Origin of the sequence: Rhizobium oryzicola (genome assembly GCF_030504645.1) — a bacterium.
GTDB lineage: Bacteria > Pseudomonadota > Alphaproteobacteria > Rhizobiales > Rhizobiaceae > Neorhizobium > Neorhizobium oryzicola.
Genome location: NZ_JAUKWQ010000002.1, coordinates 608,147 through 629,272, shown reverse-complemented (window position 1 = coordinate 629,272; position 21,126 = coordinate 608,147). Strand labels below are relative to the sequence as shown.

15 protein-coding genes and 1 pseudogene are annotated in these 21,126 nt (G+C 61.1%); 12 read left to right on the top strand and 4 right to left on the bottom strand.

Annotation, left to right across the window (positions count from 1 at the left end; all coding sequences use genetic code 11):
- Positions 1 to 82 precede the first annotated feature (82 nt).
- From Q2T52_RS10335 to Q2T52_RS10325, 3 genes are all read right to left on the bottom strand, one after another.
- A complete protein-coding gene (locus Q2T52_RS10335) occupies positions 83 to 1,687 on the bottom strand; it encodes an ABC transporter substrate-binding protein (protein WP_302076638.1) in 1,605 nt (534 codons plus the stop codon).
- Positions 1,688 to 1,776: 89 nt separating this feature from the next.
- The gene (locus Q2T52_RS10330; RefSeq protein WP_302076637.1) at positions 1,777 to 2,358 is read right to left on the bottom strand and encodes a UbiX family flavin prenyltransferase; all 582 of its coding nucleotides are present in this window, start codon (positions 2,356 to 2,358) and stop codon (positions 1,777 to 1,779) included.
- A 52-nt stretch (positions 2,359 to 2,410) separates the two neighbouring features.
- Entirely contained in the window at positions 2,411 to 3,748 is a 1,338-nt protein-coding gene (locus Q2T52_RS10325) for a UbiD family decarboxylase (protein WP_367187297.1), read from the bottom strand.
- A gap of 444 nt (positions 3,749 to 4,192) precedes the next feature.
- On the opposite strand from Q2T52_RS10325, the pseudogene Q2T52_RS10320 reads away from it, so the two are divergent.
- Positions 4,193 to 4,540: pseudogene (locus tag Q2T52_RS10320) on the top strand (alcohol dehydrogenase catalytic domain-containing protein); the annotation flags it as partial.
- Between the two features lie 69 nt (positions 4,541 to 4,609).
- Here the strand turns inward: Q2T52_RS10320 and Q2T52_RS10315 are convergent.
- A complete protein-coding gene (locus Q2T52_RS10315; protein ID WP_302076635.1) occupies positions 4,610 to 6,970 on the bottom strand; it encodes a helix-turn-helix transcriptional regulator in 2,361 nt (786 codons plus the stop codon).
- 135 nt (positions 6,971 to 7,105) lie between these two features.
- Between Q2T52_RS10315 and Q2T52_RS10310 the strand changes: the two genes are divergently transcribed.
- From Q2T52_RS10310 to Q2T52_RS10260, 11 genes are all read left to right on the top strand, one after another.
- Positions 7,106 to 8,134: an ABC transporter permease gene (locus tag Q2T52_RS10310; protein ID WP_302076634.1), complete on the top strand. Its 1,029-nt coding sequence runs from the start codon at positions 7,106 to 7,108 to the stop codon at positions 8,132 to 8,134.
- Positions 8,134 to 9,015 (top strand): ABC transporter permease, encoded by an 882-nt coding sequence (locus tag Q2T52_RS10305; RefSeq protein ID WP_302076633.1) that lies wholly within the window; start codon positions 8,134 to 8,136, stop codon positions 9,013 to 9,015. Before Q2T52_RS10310 ends, Q2T52_RS10305 begins: the two co-directional genes overlap by 1 nt.
- A gap of 3 nt (positions 9,016 to 9,018) precedes the next feature.
- On the top strand, positions 9,019 to 10,665 hold the full coding sequence (gene nikE, locus Q2T52_RS10300) for a nickel ABC transporter ATP-binding protein NikE (protein ID WP_302076632.1): 1,647 nt from the start codon (positions 9,019 to 9,021) through the stop codon (positions 10,663 to 10,665).
- 17 nt (positions 10,666 to 10,682) lie between these two features.
- Complete coding sequence (locus Q2T52_RS10295; protein ID WP_302076631.1) at positions 10,683 to 12,239, top strand: hydantoinase/oxoprolinase family protein; 1,557 nt, start codon at positions 10,683 to 10,685, stop codon at positions 12,237 to 12,239.
- On the top strand, positions 12,232 to 13,395 hold the full coding sequence (locus tag Q2T52_RS10290) for an S-methyl thiohydantoin desulfurase family protein (RefSeq protein ID WP_302076630.1): 1,164 nt from the start codon (positions 12,232 to 12,234) through the stop codon (positions 13,393 to 13,395). Before Q2T52_RS10295 ends, Q2T52_RS10290 begins: the two co-directional genes overlap by 8 nt.
- A gap of 17 nt (positions 13,396 to 13,412) precedes the next feature.
- On the top strand, positions 13,413 to 15,005 hold the full coding sequence (locus tag Q2T52_RS10285) for an ABC transporter substrate-binding protein (RefSeq protein ID WP_302076629.1): 1,593 nt from the start codon (positions 13,413 to 13,415) through the stop codon (positions 15,003 to 15,005).
- Between the two features lie 71 nt (positions 15,006 to 15,076).
- Positions 15,077 to 16,153: an S-methyl thiohydantoin desulfurase family protein gene (locus tag Q2T52_RS10280; protein WP_302076628.1), complete on the top strand. Its 1,077-nt coding sequence runs from the start codon at positions 15,077 to 15,079 to the stop codon at positions 16,151 to 16,153.
- Entirely contained in the window at positions 16,150 to 17,688 is a 1,539-nt protein-coding gene (locus Q2T52_RS10275) for a hydantoinase/oxoprolinase family protein (protein ID WP_302076627.1), read from the top strand. The genes Q2T52_RS10280 and Q2T52_RS10275 overlap by 4 nt, the downstream gene beginning before the upstream one ends.
- A 441-nt stretch (positions 17,689 to 18,129) precedes the next feature.
- Positions 18,130 to 19,389 (top strand): ABC transporter substrate-binding protein, encoded by a 1,260-nt coding sequence (locus Q2T52_RS10270; RefSeq protein WP_302076626.1) that lies wholly within the window; start codon positions 18,130 to 18,132, stop codon positions 19,387 to 19,389.
- A 55-nt stretch (positions 19,390 to 19,444) separates the two neighbouring features.
- Complete coding sequence (locus tag Q2T52_RS10265; RefSeq protein WP_302076625.1) at positions 19,445 to 20,314, top strand: carbohydrate ABC transporter permease; 870 nt, start codon at positions 19,445 to 19,447, stop codon at positions 20,312 to 20,314.
- The gene (locus Q2T52_RS10260) at positions 20,304 to 21,113 is read left to right on the top strand and encodes a carbohydrate ABC transporter permease (RefSeq protein WP_302076624.1); all 810 of its coding nucleotides are present in this window, start codon (positions 20,304 to 20,306) and stop codon (positions 21,111 to 21,113) included. The genes Q2T52_RS10265 and Q2T52_RS10260 overlap by 11 nt, the downstream gene beginning before the upstream one ends.
- Positions 21,114 to 21,126 lie beyond the last annotated feature (13 nt).

Sequence of the window (21,126 nt, the reverse complement as noted above, 5' to 3'; positions counted from 1 at the left end):
CATCAGGACACGACAGACGGGTTTGTCGCCAACGAGGATCGCGGCGGAACGGGAGGCCTCCTCAGCGAGGCCTCCCCAAGTTTCACTTGGTCGTGCAGGCGCTCTTGCAGACGAAGAGGAACTGCTTTTGCAGAATGCCGCCGTTGGACGGGACAATGCCGCCGGTGTTGTTGCGGATGAGCAAATGGCGGGTTTCCGAACCGAAGATGTAGAGCGGCAGATCCTGCACCACGAGCTTCTGAACTTCAGCATAGGCAGCCTTCACGGCCTTCGGGTCCATGGTCGCATTAGCCGCGGCCAGCGCCTTGTCCATCTCAGGGCTGCTATACTTACCCCAATTGTCGCTTCCCTTCGAGCCAAGCAGGTTGGAGATGATCGGCTCGGCGCCGTTCGACACCAGCACGCCACCATCGATGCAGAGATCGAAATTGCCCTGCGTCTTGCAAGTCGGGGTCAACATGGCCTGATCAACGAGTTCCAGCTTGACGCTGACATTCTCATAGGCGCCGAGCGCCTGCTGCAGATAGGAGCCAAGACGCTTCAGGTCTGAGTTGGAATAGGTGACGATCTTGATGTCGAACTTCTTGCCGTCCTTCGCCAGCGCGTTGAACAACTTCTGGGCACCTTCAGGATTGTATTCCGGCAGCTTGTAGGTCGCGTCGTAATAGGGAGACGATGCGGTGAAGTAGTTTGTCGGCATCACATAGCCGTCGACCTGCGTATAGGCCTTCATGAGCCGTGTACGCTGAATGGCTTCATAGAAGGCTTCGCGAGCGCGGCGATCGGTAAAGACGCCGCTCGCCTGATTGAAATAGGCGCGGTAAAGGCCGGGGATCTTGATCTCATGCGTCGTCACTCCTTCGGCCGTCGCGTTGGAGCCGAACTGGTAGGGATAGCCCGCCATCATCGTCGCACCGCCCTGAACCACGGTTGAGATACGGCTGTTGGTTTCCGGGATGACGACGAACTTCAGCGTATCCAGGTAGGGCCGAGGCTGGTCCCAGTAGTTCGGATTGCGCTTCATCGTCATCGACACGCCCTGGTTCCAGCTGTCGAAGAGGAAGGGGCCAGCGCCGACCGGCTTGATGTCGGTCTTCTTCTCGGCAGCTTTCAGCGCCGCCGGAGAGGCGATGAACGGGGCGAGCTGGGCGAGCGACGAACCGAAATTGCGATCCGGCGACGGGAGAGTGATCTCAAGCGTCAGCGGATCGATAATCTTGATGCCCTTGTTCCACGAGGCAACGAAAGCCTGCGCCGGGGACAGGGTCGCGGGGTCCGCCACGCGGTCCCAGTTGAACTTGACCGCTTCCGCATCGTACGGATTACCGTCGGTAAACTTCACGTTCGGGCGAAGCTTCAGCGTCCAGACCTTGGCATCATCGCTCTTCAGGCTTTCGGCCATGCCGCCCTGGACCTTGCCGTCGACATCCACGTAGACGATGAAGCCGTAAACGGCATCCAGCATGTCCATCGGCCCGCCTGGGAAGGTGCCGCCGTTGATGGCAGGGTCCCAGCTCTTGATATCCGAACCGTTGACGATGGTGATCTCACCACCCCGAACGGGTTGTTCCTCGGCCGCAGCCCGGGTGATCCCGGCCGATGTGGCACAAAGCAGCGTCAGAGCCAGTGCGGTGGCACGCGCGGCCGGCAATGCCGATGATGTCATCATGCAATTCAGCTGTGTCATGGATCTTCTCCAGTTTTGCCGCTGCGTTTGTCGTCAGCTGGCGTTCCCCTTTTTGATCGAACCCGACAGCTTGCCGGATCCGCATTCCGTCATGCCTCGGTGGCGCACTCCTTTTTCCAGCGGCGCACGCTCGGATGATCGATGTCGAAGAGGTCGAGCGCGCGGCCCACGGTCTGGGTCACAAGGTCTTCAATGGTCTTTGGCTGCGTGTAGAAGCCCGGCACCGGCGGCATGATGATCGCGCCGCTGCGGGTCGCCTGGTCCATCAACGTGATATGGCCGGCATGCAGCGGCGTCTCCCGCACCATCAGCACGACGCGGCGCCTTTCCTTGAGGCAGACATCCGCTGCCCGGGTCATCAGGTCATCGGCGTAGCAATGGGCTATGCCGCTCAATGTCTTGATGGAACAAGGGGCAACCAGCATGCCATCCGCCCGGAACGAGCCCGAGGCGATGGAAGCGCCGATATCCTTGTGGTGATGACAGACATCGGCGAGCGCCCGGATGTCCTCGCCGGAAAGGCCAGTCCCCTCCTCCAGCGCGGTGCGCATGCCAGATGGCGATATGACCAGATGGGTCTGCACATCCTCGATCTCACGCAGCATCTGCAAGGCACGAATGCCGTAGCAGGCGCCGGATGCACCGGTGATGCCGATGATCAGCTTGCGCATGGCGCGCCCCCCTGATCATACGGCTTCGACGGAATGAGGCAGCCCTTCTGCATCAGCGGCCTTCCCTCAAACCAGCGATGACAGCGCGCATGCGTTCGTAGGAGTCCGCCGGCGGCAGCGCCTTGTCGTAACCTTCCTTGCGGTCGCCCGACTTGCAGGTGGCGTCATAGCCGATCTTGGTCACCAGGAAGCTGTCCTCCTGTGGCTCGGAACGATCGGCAGTCATCCCCGGCACGATCAGGATATCCCGCTCGGCACGCATGCGTGTGGACTTGGCCAGTTCAACCGCCTCAAGATCCCAGGGGTCCACATCGGAATCCACGACGGTGACGGTCTTGACGATGGAGACCGCCCCCCAGCAGATGGCCATGGCGCGCCGTGCCTGACCCGGCCGGGGATTATGGATCTGGATGACCACATTGGTTCGCCCACAGCCGGATGCCGTTACCGCGACGTCACCGACATTCAGGATGACGCGGGAGAGCTGTGCCTTCAGGCTGGCCGCGATCGGGATAGCCGCAAGATAAATGTGCTCGGCATGATAACCGGGCTCGATTACCTGAAACATGGCGTCCTTGCGCATCGTCAGGCAATCGAAGGTGGCGAGGACACCGCTACCATAATCCTCGTACATGCCGTGATATTCGGAGACCAGGCCTTCCTTGACCGGGTTATCGGCGTGGATCTTGCCCTCAATGACGATTTCCGCCTCGGCGGGCACGAGAACTTCGCTGGTCTTGCAGCGGGCCATGCGAACGGGCTCGCCGAACAGGGCGCCGGCGCAATGCATCTCGTCATCACCGAGTCCCAAATAGAGGCAGGCCGCCAGCTGGATGATCGGGTGGGCGCCGAGCACGACGGCAAAGGGGAGTGCCTCGCCCTTTGCCGCCGCCTTGCGGGCCATGATGGCCAGGTGATGGTTCGGTGCAATGCCGATCATCGCCTCGTTCGGCCCGAGGATTTTCAGCCGTGCATAGGAAGCGTTACCAAGGCCCGTTTCCGGATCCCGCGCCACCATCAGGCCCGCCGTGATATAGGGGCCGGTCTCCTTGGAAAAGAAAGTCGGCACGGGAAGACGCACCAGTACGTCCTGCCACAGCACGACATCCTGGACGGGCGCCTTCTGCACCACCACCGGCGTGACGGGCTTCTGCACAGACGCCAGAAGCGATTGCAGGATGCCCTCGCGCGGCACATCGAGCGCAAGCGCGATGCGGTCGCGATTTGCAAGCAGGTTGCCGAAGACGGGGATGTCGAAGCCTTTCACCCGGTTGGCGATGACGGCATGCGTATCATGCGTGAGGGAGAACAGCGCCGAAAGATCGAAGATCGGATCGACCTCCTCGTCAACGACCAGCAGTTCGCCCCGCTGGCGCAGGTCCTCCAGCATCGTCCGGCAGGACTGGTCGCGCAAACCCGCATCGGACGTTTCGGACGAAGGCACACGATGTTGCGGAGAGGCAGGCGTCACGAGCAGGTCACCTTGGCAAGCTTCAGAATGACGAAACTATGAAACTCGACCGCGACCTTGTGAACCCGCGTTACATTGAACTGGCCCATCGGAAAAAGTGAAATGGTGGCTTCAAAGAGCTCCCGCTGAACCAAACTCGGGGAGCATGTCAGAAACAGGAGCTAAGTCTCCCAAGTCGCATTCAAAAGCGATGAATGCGAAGCCCAAGAAATTTCTCCGTGACGACGACCACGACGAGCGTCAGAACCACCGATAGCGTCGAAACGGCGCTGCAGGCGCGGGAAGAACGGAAGCTCTCCGCCGCTTCCGAAGCATGACCTTCACAGTGACCTTTATTCTTCAGAGACAGGAGCGCTTCGTCCGATGAGCGAAACCTTCAACGCCCTCGTTATCGATCTGGTGGACGGGAAGCCTCAGGCAGGCTTCCGAGCGCTCAGCCTTGGTGATCTGCCAGATCACGATGTGCTTGTGGAAATTGCCTTTTCCGGCCTGAATTATAAAGATGGCCTGGCGATCAGCGGCAAGGGACGCATCGCGCGCCGCACTCCGATGGTGGGCGGCATCGACATTGCCGGGACGGTGGTGGAATCCCGCTCCCCTCTCTGGAAAGCGGGAGACCGGGTGCTGGTCAACGGCTTTGGTCTTTCCGAGACAGAATGGGGCGGGTACAGCCGCTTCCAGCGCCTGAAGCCGGAATGGCTGATGACATTGTTGCCGGCAGGACCCGCGGACGTGTCGTAATTGACGTGCAGCGCTAGGCGGAACTGACCGCGATCGTCTCTAACTGATCCAGCCAAGCGCGGTGGCAGCACTGAGCGCTTCCGCGCGCCGACTGCAACCGAGTTTGCGGTAAAGGTTGCCGATATGGTACTTTACCGTCACCTCGGAAATGTTGAGCGTCGCGGCAATGCGCTTGTTGGACAAACCAGCTGCCGCCAGCTGCAGCATCTGCGCCTCGCGTTGCGAAAGCCCGCCTTTGAGGGCACGAGCATGCGGCGAATTGAGCGACGAGCTGAAAATTGCCAGCGAACTGCGGACACCGATGGATTTCTCGACAAAACTGCGCAGAGGCTTGTTCTCCAGAAGCGGCGACAGAAACAGGCGCTCTTCCGACAGCACACCATGACAGCCGAGGCGGTTGGCACTCTCCAGGGCCGATAGCAGATGGCTGCGGGCAAGGCCGGTTTCCCGACGCTGATGGGCCGCATAGCTCAGCCAGATTTCAAGGGCGACCCGCTCCCGATTGGTCACCTTCGGATTGGCGATCAGGGCCTCCAGCTGTTGCGCGAGATAGGCGCGCGGTGTCCACAGATGAACCGCCTCGCGAAGCCAGGCCATGACATAGGCAATCTCGTCGCGCCGGTTCAGTCGCGAAAGCTCATCCACCGCGCTGTCGATCCAATTCTTGCCCATCGGCATGCGGATGGCCGTCAATGTTGCAGCAGCCTCACGCCAGCGGCCGGCATTCTGGTAAGCAATAGCGGTGCGGATTTCCATCATGGCGTGGAACTGCAGACCATCAGACAGATGGATCCAGAGCCCATCGAGAAAGCCCGGCCGCACGCCCATCGGGAAGTGATCGATCAGCGCCTGCGACGCATACTGCAGCGCGAATTGCATCAGGCTTGGCCAGATCTCTGCCGCCGCGAACCCATCGAAGTCCGTCTGGACGAAGTGGAGCAGCGGCTGGTGACGCCCGGCTTCGTAATCTAGGCAGGCTTCGGCGAGACGCAGCATGCGAAATTCCGCCGGCGCCTCGTGCGGAACCTGCTCCAGGCGTGAACGAGCGTCCCTCACCGCCTTGAGGGCGAGAAGCGCGTCGCCGCTCGACAGGCGCAGGACGGTCTGGTGCAGGTGAATGAAGAATTCCAGAAGCGGCTGCCCACCCATCTTCTTCAGATAGATGAGGGCGCGGGCAGCAGCTGCCTCCGCCTCGCGGAAATTGCGGCGGCGAATTTCGAACTCCAGTATCGCGTTGTAGTAGGATGCCCATTTTCCATATTCTCCCAGCGGATAGTCTGCCATGAACTCGCGCAGTCGATCGATCATTGCATCATTGGGCGTCATGTCCTCCGAAAGCATTAGGTTCAGCCGAAAGGTGCGGGCATCGAAGGAGAAGCGCGAGCCCTTCACCAGCACCTTCATCGGATCGAGAAAATCAAAGCCCAGATATTTCGATAGGAGATGGCGAACGCGATGCAATTCGCCCTGCTTCATCAGCACCCGGCAGATCGCAAGCAGGATCGTTTCGTTCGCCGCCACCATCTCGTGTGAGAACCGCATGATGGTGTCCTGGAACGCCGCAACGCTGCTGCGATAGATCAGGTCGCGGCCGTTGGCCCGTTCGAGAATGCTGGCAGCCGGCCCCTCAAGTCCATGATCGAGCAGCAGAGCCATGGCTGAGAGGGCTTGGCCCGAATGTTCAAGCGTCGCGGCGATGTCTTTCAGCGCGGCTGGGCTGGTATAGGTTTCGAGGTTGAGATGGACCGCCTCGCGCAGGATCTCAAGCAGTCGGGGATAGCGATCCGGCTGGGAAAGAAGATGAGGCGGCAAAATCTCCGCACAGATCGCTGGCGCTGGCTGATCACTCGCCTGAAGCCAGAGCGACAGTGCTGCCATGTCACCAGGCGAGAGATGGGCGAACAGCGCTTCCCGGCAATAGTCGACGATATGGGCGTCGTCCTCACCGTCATCAGTAAGCCTCAGGAAGGCGGGCCAGCCGGCATATTGATCGATCACCGTCCGCATCACATCGACCGGAAGATGGGCGAGGTCGGCATCCCCAAAACACAGGTCCTGCGGCCCGATGATGAGAGCCCCATCGTGCAATCGCGCGCGAGCCAGGCCCGTGACCTTCTGCTGCGGCCTGCAGGCGATGACGATACGCTCCGCGCTTTCGATCACCGGGTCTGAAAGGCGCAGCGTCCGCGCCTTGCGCGGCACATCCCAGAAGAGCGCACCTGCTTGAACATCCGTCTGCTGCGGCTGGAGAGCCGTGCAGACCTGCCCACCAGCCTCCGTGGCCAGCTGCTGCATCAGCACCGTTTTGCCCGCCCCCGCTGCAGCGGAAAGGATGACGATGCGGGCGTCGCTCGTGGAAACAAGGTGCCTTAGGCGCGGGCGATCAAAGGGAACATTCATGATCGATGCATAAGCCGATGCCGATAGAAAACCTATACCTCTTGTACAAAAAACTATACCTCCACCTGCTTGTCGATCATGACCCGGCAGAGGAGATTGGGGGCAGATAACGTCCTTGAGAGGGATTTCCCCACGATGCGGCAACACCCGTTGACGGCAATCCTCGCCAGGCTCGGCAGTTTCCTGCTGGTCATGGTCGTGCTGTCCCTGATGATTTTCACGCTGGCACGCGTTGTTCCCGGAGACCCGGCCCGGATGGCGCTCGGACCGGCGGCCACGCCGGAACAGGTGCAGGCGCTGAGGCAGCAGATGGGGCTCGATCAGCCGGTGGCGGTCCAGTATCTCGATTATATCGGCAAGGCATTGCACGGTGACCTCGGCATCTCACTGGTGTCGCAACGCCCAGTCACGACCGATCTTGCCCAGACCGTGCCTGCGACGGTCGAACTTGTCCTCGTCTCCGTCGTCTTCATGTTCCTCGTCGCCATTCCGCTCGGCGTCGTCACCGCCCATTACCGCGACCACACGCTGGACCATGTCGGACGCATTCTCTCCCTGACGGGCGTCACGATCCCGAGCTTCCTCTTTGCCATCACCCTGCAACTGCTGGCGGCGCGCTTCCCCGGTGGCTGGCCGATCATCGGTCGTCTTGAGCATGGGCTTGGATGGCAGGGCGGCCCGACCGGCTTTCTCTTGCTGGACGGCCTTCTGGCGGCGCGCTTTGATGTAGTCGGCAGCGCCCTGCAACATATTGCGCTTCCTGCCTTTGCGCTGTCGATGGCTGGCATCGGCCAGATCACCCGCATCACCCGCTCCTCGATGATCGAGAACCAGCGCAAGGACCATGTGCTGACGCTGCAGAGCTTTGGCGTGCCCGAACGCGTGATCATCTTCCGCTACCTGCTGAAGCTCTCGTCCATCGCGCCGCTGACCATCATGGGGCTCGAATTCGCCTCTCTGATCGGCAATGCCTTCGTCATCGAGATGATCTTCGCCTGGGGCGGTTTCGCGTCCTATGGCCTCAACGCCATCCTGCAGAAGGATCTCAATGCGGTGACCGCCGTGGTGCTGGTGGCGGGCCTGTTCTTCATCGTCGCAAACCTCATTGTCGACGTCCTGATCTCGATCATCGACCCGCGCATGCGCCGGAAGGAGGCACTCTGATGGCTGACATCAAGATGTTGGACCCTGCCGATCGCGGCCTCAGCGCCGGCTACATGATGTGGTACCGCTTCAGCCGCAATCCGGCTGCGGTCATCGGCACGCTGATCCTGCTGTCAGTCGTCATTCTCGCGGTTTTCGCACCCTGGCTGACACCCTATCCAAAGCATGTCGGCACCATCGTCGATTTCAAGGCGCGCCACCTGCCGCCGGATGCGAGCCACTGGTTCGGCACCGACAAGGCCGGACGCGACATCTTCTCGCGCACCGTGTTTGGCCTGCGGGTCTCGCTGCTGCTCGTTCTCGGCGTTCTCGGCATCTCCGTTCCAGTCGGCACGGTGCTTGGCCTGATCGCCGGCTATTTCGGCGGCTGGACCGAGCGGCTGATCAGCGGACTCACCAATGTCATGCTTGCCATGCCGCCGCTCGTGATGGCGCTTGCCGTTTCCAACCTGCTCGAACCGACGCTGATGAATGCGATGATTGCCATCACGCTGCTGTGGTGGACCTGGCATGCGCGGCTGATCTATTCGGTCTCTAAGTTCATCGCATCCGAGGATTACATCGAGGCGGCACGGCTCGCCGGTGCTGGACCTCTCCATATTCTCTTTCGCGAAATCCTGCCCAATTGCGTGGCCGTCATCTCGGTCAAGACGACGCTCGATGCCGCCTTTGTCATCCTGTTCGGTGCAACACTCAGCTTCCTCGGCTTCGGCGTGAAGCCGCCGACGCCCGATCTCGGCTCAATGGTGGCTGATGGGCGGCAGTTCATGCCCGGCTTCTGGTGGGAGGTCCTCTGCCCAGGCGCCGCCGTGCTTTACGTCACGCTCGGCTTCAACCTGCTGGGCGATGGCCTGCGCGACATGTTCGACGTGGAGGGCTGAGCATTGGGTGACACTCTTCTCAGCGTCGAAAACCTGTCGGTCGACTTCACCTCCTATGGCCGCACCCGCCAGGTGCTGCGCGATATCAGCTTCTCGGTCGCAGCCGGCGAACGGGTCGCCTTGATCGGGGAGACCGGCTCCGGCAAGTCGGTGACGGCCAAGGCGATCATCGGCACACTGCCCCGCAATGCGACCGTGCGTTCCGGCAGCATCCGCGTCCAAGACAAGGATGTGCTGACCCTGCCACGCGGCGAACGGGAGGCGCTGAAGGGCACTGCTTTTTCATTGATCATGCAGGACCCGCTCTCCTCCTTTAATCCGGTGTTCCGCATCGGCACCCATCTCGATGATGTGATGCGCTTTGCAGACCGCCGGAATGGTATTTCGACATCCCGTTCCGAACGCCGCAGCCGCATTGCTGCCGTGCTGCGCCGCGTGCAGCTCGCCGATGCCGAGCGGGTGATGAATGCCTATCCGTTCGAACTCTCCGGCGGCATGCGCCAGCGCGTGCTGATCGGGCTTGCGCTGCTGCACCAGCCGAAGCTTTTGATCGCCGACGAGCCGGGAACCGCGCTCGACGTCACCACGCAGGACGAAATCCTCAACCTGATCAATACGCTGGTCCGCGAAGAAAACATGGCGCTGCTGATGATCACGCACAATCTTGGCGTGGTCCGCAAGGTCTCGGACCGGGTGGTGGTGATGCATCACGGCGATATCGTCGAGACCGGTCCCTGCCACGACATTCTGAGCCAGCCGACGCAGGACTATACCAAGGCGCTGTTGGATGCCGTTCCGGCACTCTACGGGCCTCGCGTCACTGACATGCCGCAAAGCGACCGCGGACCGATCATCAACATCAAGAATCTCAACAAGATCTACGGTCGCCGCAATGGCCATCACGCCGTCCGCGATGTGAACCTCACCTTGCGCGAGGGCGAAATTTTTGGACTGGCCGGAGAATCCGGCTCGGGCAAAACGACGGTCGCAAGGATGATCATGGGGCTTCTGCGCCCAACCTCCGGTGACCTGATGATCGATGCGCCGGCCCCGGCCAAGGGGCGCCGCCTCACCCAGATCGTCTACCAGAACCCCGGCACATCGCTCAATCCGAAGCGCACCGTCCGTCAGACGCTCACCCTGCCGTTAAAATCGATCGGCATGCAGGGGGATGCGCGGGAAGCGCGTCTGGTTGAGCTGATGGGCCTGGTGCGCCTGCCGCAATCCTATCTGGGAAAGTATCCGCATGAGCTGTCCGGTGGACAGAAACAGCGCGTCGCAATCGCACGGGCCCTGGCTGCCGAGCCGAAGATCCTGATCCTCGACGAACCGACCGCAGCCCTTGATGTCTCGGTGCAAAAGACGGTCATCGAGCTTCTGGTCCAGCTGCGCGAGGAACTGGGGCTGACCTATCTGATGATCAGCCACGATCTGTCGCTGATGCGCAATTTCTGCTCGCGCATCGCCATCATGCTACGCGGCGAGATCGTCGAGGAGGGCGCGACCCCGGATGTCTTCGCCGCACCCACCCATCCATACACCCGGGCCCTGATTGCTGCCATTCCCGTCGTCTCCGACGTGGAAGAGCGCGAAAAGCCCGTCGTAACCGAAGAGGAACGCATGCGCTTCCTCGTGAAATCCACAGATTGATCGAAGAGGAGCCTCACGTGTATCGCGTAGGGATCGACGTCGGCGGCACCAATACGGACGCCGTCATATTGCAGGACAAGAAGGTTCTGGCCGGTGTGAAGGCCTCGACCACGGAAGACGTGACGACGGGTGTCATCGAGGCGCTGGAAAACGTCATCGCTGCTTCGGGCATCGACCGCAAGGCCATCGGCGCCGTGATGATCGGCACGACGCATTTCACCAATGCGGTGATCGAGCGCCGTCACATGGATGAAGTCGCCGCCATCCGTCTCGGCCTGCCGTCTGGCGCCGGCCTGCCGCCAATGGTCGATTGGCCGGATGACATTCGCGAGATCGTCGGCAATCATGGCTATCAGGTAAAGGGCGGCTACGAATTCGACGGTCGTATCCTCTCGCCACTGGACGAAGACGAGATCATCCGCATTGCTGGCGAGATCCGGGCCAAGGGCCTGAAGGCTGCGGCAGTGACCTGCGTCTTCAGCGGCATCAACGATGCAATGGAACTGCGCACACGCGAGATCCTGAACCGCCACTGCCCCGGCGTGCCTGTCGTGATGTCGAAGGATATCGGCCGCCATGGCCTGCTGGCGCGCGAAAGTGCGGCGATCATGAATGCAAGCCTGCTGTCGCTGGCCGATCGAACGGTCGCCGCCTTCCAGAAGGCTCTCATCCAGGCCGGACTCACCTGCCCTTTCTATATTACCCAGAACGACGGCACGCTGATGGCAGCCGACGTGGTCCGCGCTTTTCCGGTCTTGACCTTCGCATCCGGCCCGACCAACTCCATGCGCGGCGCCGCCTTCCTGACCGGCCTCAAGGATGCCGTGGTGGTGGATGTCGGCGGCACCACCACCGATGTCGGATCGCTCTCTCACGGCTTCCCGCGCCAGGCCTCCACCACAGTCGACATCGGCGGCGTGAAGACCAATTTCCGCATGCCCGACGTCTTCTCCATCGGCCTTGGCGGCGGTTCGCTGGTCGTGAACGGCAACAAGGGAGTGTCCATCGGTCCCAAATCCGTCGGCTACCGCGTGCGCCGCGAGGCGCTCTGTTTTGGCGGTTCGACGCTGACGGCAACCGATATCGCCGTTGCCGCCGGCAAAGCTGACGTTGGGGACAAGGCGCTGGTCAATAGCCTCGCCCCTGCCCTGGTCGAGGCAGCCGTTGCCCGTATCAATTCCATGCTGGAAGCCTGCGTCGAGCGCAGCCGCATTTCATCTACCCCGGTGCCCGTCATCGCCGTTGGCGGTGGCTCAATCCTGATGCCGGACCGTATCGGCGAGTTGGAGGTTCTGCGGCCTGACAATTTCGCGGTCGCAAACGCCGTCGGCGCCGCGATCGCCCAGATCAGCGGTGAGACGGACCGGGTGTTTTCCCTCATCGATGGCAAGACGCGCGAAGCAGCTCTCGCCGAGGCGGAGGCCGAAGCGCGCGACAAGGCGATCGCCGCCGGCGCGATCCCCGAAACACTTGAGGTCATCGAGCGGGAGGACACGCCGCTTGCCTACCTGCCGGGCAACGCCACCCGCATTCACGTGAAGGTCGTCGGAGAGATGGGAGCCTATCATGGCTGAGAGCCGCAAACGCAAATATGACGAGGCCGCCCTGCGCACCCTGACGCGCGATGATCTGGAAGCGCTGGAAATCGGCGCCGGCATTTTGGGCACCGGCGGTGGCGGCAACCCCTATCAGGGCAAGCTTCTGGCGCTTGAGGCGTTGAAGGCCGGTTATGAGATGAAGATCCTCGCCACCGATGCCATCGAAGCCGATGCTTTGTGCATGTCGATTGGCGGCATCGGTGCGCCGGTGGTCGGCGTGGAACGAATGCGCGAGGGTCGCGAGGGCCTGCGCTGCCTGACCGCGATGGAAGAACTGATCCGCACCCCGGTTGATGCCATTGTTTGCGAGGAGATCGGTGGTGCCAATTCCATGAGCCCGCTGGTGACGGCAGCACTCGGCGGTCTGCCGATCCTCGATTGCGACGGCATGGGCCGCGCCTTCCCGGAAATGCAGATGACGACCTTCTCGATCTATGGCCACAGTTCCACGCCTTCGGTGATGTGCGACCTGCATGGCAATACCGTCATCTTTAGTCACGCGGTCTCAGAAGTCTGGCACGAGCGCATGGCGCGCGCCTGCGTCGTCGCCCAAGGCGGCGGGGCGATGCTGGCAACAGCGCCCATGCAGGCGCATTTCGTCCACCAGTTTGCCATTCCGCGCAGCTATACCAAGGCGATCGCGCTCGGCGAGGCGGTTATTCGTGCACGCCGCCAGCAGGAGGACCCAATTGCCGCGGTCTGCGATCTCGAAGGCGGACGCCGGATCTTCAACGGCAAGATCACCGACCTGAAGCGACATCTGCGCGGAGGATTTGCCGTGGGTGATCTGGAGCTTTCGGGCTTTGACGGCTGGGCTGGCGAGACGGCGAGCGTGGCAATCCAGAACGAGTTCCTCATCTTCCGCCGCAATGGCGTGGTCGAGGTGACGGTGCCTGATCTGATCGTACTGCTCGATGTAGACACCGGCTATCCGATCACCACCGAAATGCTCCGCTATGGCCAGCGCGTCGCGGTCATCGCCATTCCTTGCCACGACCTGCTGCGCTCGTCTGCGGCCCTCGAGGTCGTTGGTCCGGCAGCTTTCGGCTATCCGGACATTCCCTTCCAGCCCCTGCCGAAACCGGCGGCGGCCCATGCCAAAACCACAAGCGAAACGGCTCCGGCCGCATAAAGAGGAGAACTTCCAGCATGAGAACCACGCTTTCGCATCATCTGACCGCGCTCGCCCTCGGGACGGCCATCGCCCTTGGCGGCAGCCTCTCCGCGGCATCGGCTGCCGACAAGATCTCGACGGTCGTCAACGTCCAGCAGATCTTCAGCTCGCTCGATCCAGCGAAGGTCACCGACTACACCGGCTATATGGCCGTCGTGAACATGTATGACGGTCTAACCACCGTCAGCCCTTCCGGCGAGATCGTTCCGCAGCTAGCGAAGTCCTGGCACGTATCCACTGACGGCCTGACCTATACCTTCCATCTGCGCGATGACGTGAAGTTCCAGGATGGGACGCCAGTGAAGGCCTCCGATATGGCCTGGTCGGTGCAGCGCCTGCTCGGCATCAACAAGGGTCCTTCCAACCTGATCACCGGCGTGCTGAAGCCCGAAAACGTCACCGCCCCCGACGACAAGACGCTTGTGCTGAAGATCGACCGGCAGTTCTCGCCTTTCCTGGCCGCAACGCCGCTGATGATGGCGCTGAACAAGACGCTGATCACCGCCAATGCCAAGCCGGACGACAAGTGGGGCGAAGCCTATGTCGGCGAACATTCGGCAGGTTCCGGCCCCTATAAGCTGGTGAGCTACAACCGCTCTGCCGACATGGTGATTGCGCGCAACGCCGACTACTTCCTCGGCTGGAAGAAGGGCACGCCGGTCGATGAAGTCCGCTTCGTGCAGACCAGCGACGATGCCACCGTCAAGGCACTTGCGGAGAAGGGCGAGCTTGGCCTCTCCTCGCACGGCCTCGGCAACGATACCTACGAGGCCATCGGCAAGATGGCGAACTACAAGCTGATCCAGACCCGCACCTCCGGTGGCTTCGTCATCAAGCTCAACACCAAGGTCTACCCGACGGACGACGTGCATGTGCGCCGCGCCATCGCCTATGCCACCGACTACAAGACGATCCAGGACATCATCTATCCCGGCACCGATATGCAGGGCCCTTTGTCGACCGCGTTCAAGGACGCCCATAACGGCGACATCAAGCCCGGCATCTTCGACCTCGAAAAGGCAAAACAGGAACTGGCAAAGTCGAAATATGCCGGCCAGAAGATCACGCTGGTGAACAGCTATGTCGCGCCTCTCGCCTTCGAATCCGAAGTCGCACTGCTTCTGCAGGCCAATCTCGAGCAGATCGGCATCACGCTGGACATCAAGCCGGAGCCGTGGAACCGTATCGTCGAGCTGTCGTCCAAGCCGGAAACGACGCCGGCTTCCACCCAGGTCAACATCTCGCCGACCTATCCCTCGCCGGATTCGATGTTCTACAACCAGTATCATTCCAAGGCTTCGGGCACATGGATGTCGATGGAATGGCTGCAGAACCCGGAAGTTGACGCGCTGATCGACAAGTCGCGCAGCACCAGCAATGCAGCTGAGCAGAACGCCGTCTACAAGGACCTCCAGGCCAAGATCGCCGATCTGCAGCCGGATATCTGGGCCGTTTCACCGAACCGCCGCTACGCAGCCAACAAGTGCCTGCAGGGCTACCAGTTCATTCCCATGCAGAGCTGGGACCTGAACTTCTTTAACTTCACCTGGGATTGCAAGGCGAAGTAATCCCTTCGCTTCGCGCTGACAAACCGGCCCCGATATCGGGGCCGGATACCCCTCCTTGCCGAAGGTCGGACATGCTTCAACAATTTGCAGAAGAAAACATCGAACCGCTTGCCATTGGTGCCTGGATTCTTGGAACCGGCGGCGGCGGCGATCCCTACATCTCCACGCTGAACCTGAGGCGTCTCTATGCCGAGGGTGCCCGTGTCGACCTGATGGACCCGATGGCGCTTGACGATGACGACATGGTTGCGGTCGTCTCCAAGATGGGCGCGCCGCTGGTTGGCCAGGAACGTCTCGGCGACCCCGTGCATCTCGCCCGCGCCGTCGAGGTGATGGAGGATTATATCGGCAAGCGCTTCCGCGCCATCATGAGCGTGGAGATCGGCGGATCGAATGCACTCTCCTCCTTTCTCGCCGCTGCCGTTCTCAATCGTCCGGTCGTCAATGCCGACGCGATGGGCCGCGCCTATCCGGAAGCGCAGATGACGTCCTTCGCCATCGGCAACCTCCCGATGTTCCCGCTGTCGCTGGTTGATGTGCGGGACAATGAGGTGATCGTCACGCGGGCCGCCTCCTGGAAATGGATGGAGCGCATCTCGCGCAAGGTCTGCACGGAAGTCGGCTCCACCGCCGCCACCTGCAAGGCACCCCGCACCGGCCGCGAGGTGAAGGAATGGGGCATTCATGACACCGTGACCAAGGCAGTCGAGCTCGGCAAGGCGGTGCTCGATGCGCGCCGTCGCCATGCCGATCCCGTCGAGGCCATTCTCGACCACGAAGGCGGCAAGCAGTTGTTCCGCGGCAAGGTGATCGATGTCGCCCGCGAAACGACCGGCGGCTTCCTGCGCGGTCGTACGATCATCGAAGGGATCGACACCGATCGCGGCGCCCGCATGGAACTGGCTTTTCAGAACGAATGGGCGGTTGCTTTCCGCGATGGCGAGCCAATGGCCATGACGCCGGATCTTCTCTGCCTCCTCGACACCATATCCGGCAGCGCGATCGGCACTGAATCCGTCCGCTATGGCCAGCGGGTCACCGTGGTGGCGTTGCCTGCTCCAAGCCTTCTCACCACGCCTGCCGGCATTGCCGCCGTCGGCCCTCGCGCCTTCGGCTATGCCATTGACTTCAAATCGGTATTCCCATGAAACGCATTGGTATTGATGTTGGCGGCACGAACACGGACGCTGTTCTTGTCGATGGCGAGCGCATCGTCGCTTCGATCAAGGTTCCCACCACGCAGGATGTGCTGTCGGGGGTAAAATCCGCCCTTTCGCATGTGATCAATGCACCGGCATCGGCAGGCATTGCCGTCGATGCGGTCATGATCGGCACGACGCATTTCACCAACGCGGTGGTTGAGCGCGCCCGGCTGGAGCGCGTGGCGGCGATCCGCGTGGCGCTTCCGACCGGCGGTTCCCTGCCGCCCATGTGTGACTGGCCGCGCGACCTCTACGAGGCCGTTAATCCCATGATCTTCATGGTGCATGGCGGGCATGAATATGATGGCAGTCCGCTGGTGCCGATGAACCCGGAGGAAATCCGCGACGCGGCGATGCGCATCCGCGATGCCGGCATTACCTCGATTGCGATTTCCGCCACCTTCTCGCCTCTGACGACCGAATGCGAGGTGGTAGCAGCCGAAATCGTGCGCTCCATCATTCCGGATGCGAAGATTACGCTGTCCCACACGCTCGGGCGCATCGGCCTTTTGGAGCGGGAAAACGTCGCGATCCTCAATGCCGCTTTGCAAACGCTCGGCAAAACGACGGTTCAGGCCTTTGCCGATGCGCTGTCCGAGATCGGGATCAAGGCGCCATTCTTCCTCACGCAGAACGACGGCACTGTCGCACTCGCCGACGTGGCGGCGGCCAATCCGGTGCACAGCTTTGCCTCCGGCCCTACCAATTCCATGCGGGGTGCTGCCTTCCTGACCGGTCTTCAGAATGCCATGGTGGTGGATGTCGGCGGCACGACCTCCGATATCGGCTGCCTGATCGGCGGCTTTCCGCGCGAGGCGAACAATATCGTGCATATCGGCGGCGTGCGCACGCTGTTTCGCATGCCGGATCTCCTGCCGATCGCGCTTGGCGGCGGCACCATCATCAACCCGGAAACCGGAGAGATCGGTCCGCGCTCGGTCGGCTACCGTATCCTTACCGAAGCAAAGGTATTCGGCGGTTCGACGCTCACCACCTCCGATATCGCTGCGGCGGCCGGCATCATCGAGATGGGCGATCGGGATCGCGTCAAGGATCTCGATGCAGATCTGGTGCGCAGCACGCTTGCGAAAATCAGCGAGATGGTGGCGGAAAACTTCGATCGCATGAAGACGTCCGCCGAAGATGTGCCCCTGATTGCCGTCGGCGGCGGCGCTTTTCTCATTCCGGATAGGGTTCCGGGCGCGTCGGAAGTGGTGCGGGTGGAAAATGCTGGCGTCGCCAACGCGCTGGGAGCAGCCATGGCGCAGGTTTCCGGTGAAGTCGACCAGGTCTTCTCCGGCATGAGCCGCGATGAGGCGCTGGCCGCGGCGGAAAGTTCAGCCAAGGAGGCCGCCATCGCCTCGGGCGCGCTGCGCGACAGCCTCAAGACGCTGGAAGTTGAGGACATTCCGATCGCCTACCTTCCGGGCGGGGCGCGACGGGTACGCGTGCGCGTTATCGGCGACATCGCCTTCGGATGAGTGGTGATATGATGGCGGCGTGGTCGAGACTACGCTTCCATTTGTGTCAATCCTACCGCATCGCATATGCCCACTGAGCAGAGTGGAAGCGCGATTGGTGGGACAAGTTGAATTTTTGCTGCAAGCCAAACCTCGTGTTACTGACGGAATAACATCACCTCGTCGCCTGCATACATGCTGATCGCCGACATCTGGCAGCGAAATGCGGATTTGATCAATCACGATTCGGCAGCTCTTGAAAGGATAAACCGCCGTCTGTCGGGTTCCTATTCGAGCATTTGTCGCATAGGTAGTCTCACCTATTGCCAAGGTTTGATCGGTGGCAGGGGGAGAAGGGGCATGCCTCCCACTATTACCCGGCTCGTCAACGTGGTTCACGCTCCTGTCGCACATCCCCGCTATTTCACTCTCATTGCAATCCCATTTGCAGCGGAGAGAACGATGATACGGAAATTGCATGCCGCCGTTGCGGTTAGTGTTTTTGCCTTGCTTGCAGTTGGAAGTAGCGCCGAAGCCGCCACGACCGTGAAATTCTGGCACACGTTCAACAAGACCAATGGCGAGGCACTGACGAAGATCATCGCCAGCTTCGAGGCGGCGCATCCCGATATCCATGTCGAGCAAGAGTTCGTCGGCAATTACAATGACATGGTTGCCAAGCTGCAGGCTGGTATTCCTGCACGTCGCACGCCGGATGCGGTCATCCTTGAAATCACGCGTTACGGCCTCTTTGCCAACAACAACGTGCTGACCGACCTGACGCCTTATGTCGATGCAGATCCGTTGAAGAATGATCTCTATGATTTCGCGCGCGAAATCGGCACGATCAAGGGCAAGAACTATGTCGTGCCGTTCAACTCCTCGACACCGGTCCTTTACTTCAATAAGGATATCTTCACTCGCGCGGGCTTGTCCGTCGATACGCCGCTGAAGACCTTTGACGATGTGCTGGCGGCAGCAAAGACCATCCAGGCAAAGCTCGGCTCGGAAGGCATTTCCGGCATTGGCGCACCTGGCCAGTTCGCCCGCTGGGGCCTGGTCATGTCAAATGACAGCGAATTGATCGACCCGAAGACCAACGACATTCTGCTCGACAAGCCGAACACGATCGAGGCCTATCAGTGGATGGCGTCTCTAGTCAGCCAGCACAAGGTCGCTTCTCCCGACGGTGTGACCGACGAGGACAAGGGCAATGCCCTATTCATGGCGGGCAAAGTCGGCATCGACATGGATTCGACCGGCAGCTACGGCGGCCGCAAGAAGGCACTGGGCGACAATCTCGTTGTGCGCCCGATGCCGTGCAACAAGGTCTGCTCGGTTCCGATCGGCGGGGCCGGCATCGGCATCATGGCCTCCTCGCCGAAGGAGGTGCAGGATGCGGCCTACAAATTTGTAAGCTACGCGGCCTCTCCGGAAGCAAACGCGATCTGGTTTGCCGCTACCGGCTACCTGCCGATCAACAAGAAGAGCGCCACCCTTGCGGTCACGCTGAAGGCGCTCGAAACCCAGCCAGGCATCGACGTGGCAATCAATTCGCTGCCCTATGCCCATGGCCGCGCCCGCACCACGGTCGTCACCTGGATGCGCACCAATGAATACAAGGTGTGGCAGTCAATTGCGCTTGGCCAGCGCAAGGCAGACGAAGCGCTGAAGGATTTCGCAGAACAGACGCGCAAGGAAAACCAGCGCGCTGGCAACTGATCGCTCTTCTCAAGGGCGCCGGTCGGACAGACTCCGGCCGGCGCAGGTTTTCCCCATGCTCCGCAAGCTCACGCCCTATCTCTTCGTCGCACCGCTGATGATCTTCATCGCGGTGTTCACCTATATCCCGATCCTGACCAGCCTGAACCTCAGCGTCCGCCAGTGGAATTTCCTGACACCGGACATGCCCTTTGTGGGCTTACGCAATTACGAGGAATTGTTGGCGTCAGCCGAATTCTGGAATTCGCTGAGGGTCACGGTCGTGTTTGCGGTTCTGTCGGTGCCGCTCCGGCTCGGCGCAGCACTTCTGATCGCGAGCCGGCTGCTGCGCGAAACAGTCTCCTCGCGACTCCTGCGTGGCGCCTTCTTCCTGCCCTCGGTCACCTCAATCGTCTCGATTGCCGTGGTCTTCTCCTGGGTCTTCGCCACCGATTACGGCATGGTCAACTGGATCCTGCACCTCGTCGGCCTCGGACGGCCGCAATGGCTGCAGGATCCCTATCTGGCGCTTTGGGTGTTGATCGTGGTCAACACCTGGCGGCAGCTCGGCTATGATATCGTCATCTACATCGCCGGTCTGCAGGCGATCCCGCAGGAGCTTTACGATGCCGCGGCGGTGGATGGCGGAAAGCGTTTTGACGTTTTCCGGCGCGTGACGATCCCATTGGTGATGCCGACCACCTATTTTTTGCTGGTCATCTCGGTCATCGAGGCGTTCCAGGTCTTCACCATCGTCAACGTGATGACCAAGGGTGGGCCGGCCGGTGCCACCGACATGCTGGTCAACCTGCTCTACGAGATCGGTTTCGGCCTGTTCGATATCGGCCGCGGTTCGGCGCTTGCCGTCATCCTGTTCGTCCTGCTGGTCGGGCTTGCCCTCCTCAAATCCCGCATCATCGGCAGCAAGGTGCATTATGAAGCCTGAAAACCCCTTCGTTGCGGTGCTGTCGCTTGTCGTCGGCCTGCTGTTCCTGTCACCGGTGCTCTATTCCATCTGGATGTCGTTCCAGACCGCCGACGACTTTTATGCAGGGCGCGTCACCTTCACGCTCGACAATTACCAGCGAGCCATCGGCCAGTTCCACTTCGCCCGCTATCTGATCAACAGCGTCATCGTCTCCGGCTTGGTGACTGTGCTCGGCATTACCGTGGCCACACTCGCCGCCTTCGCCTTTGCCCGATTCAGCTTCCGCGGCGGCGACCTGATGTTTGGGGCAACGGTCGCAACGCTGATGATCCCGAGCCATATCAGCCTCATCCCCAACTACCTGACGCTGGCAAAGGCCGGGCTGCTCGACAGCTATGCCGGATTGGTCCTGCCTGCCATCTCGAATGGTTTCGCTGCCTTCTTCCTGCGGCAATACATGCGCGGCATTCCGAAGGCGCTGGACGAGGCGGCCTATATGGATGGTGCAACGCATCTGCAGGTGCTGTGGCGCATCATCGTGCCGCTGTCACGCCCGGCGATCTCTTCCATGGCGCTCTACATCTTCATCGGCGAGTGGAACAATTACATCTGGCCACTGGTGGCTGTCGGCAAGCAGGATCTCTACACACTGCAGATCGGCCTTGCCCGGCTCTACCGCATCAATCCTGGCGAGGGGTTGGTCGACTGGCCGCTCGTCATGGCAGCCTCCACCATCACCATCCTCCCCGTTCTCCTGGGCTTCTTCCTGGTAGAGCGCCATCTCGTGCGCGGCATCACCATGGGCGCTGTGAAATAATTCAAGGACAGAA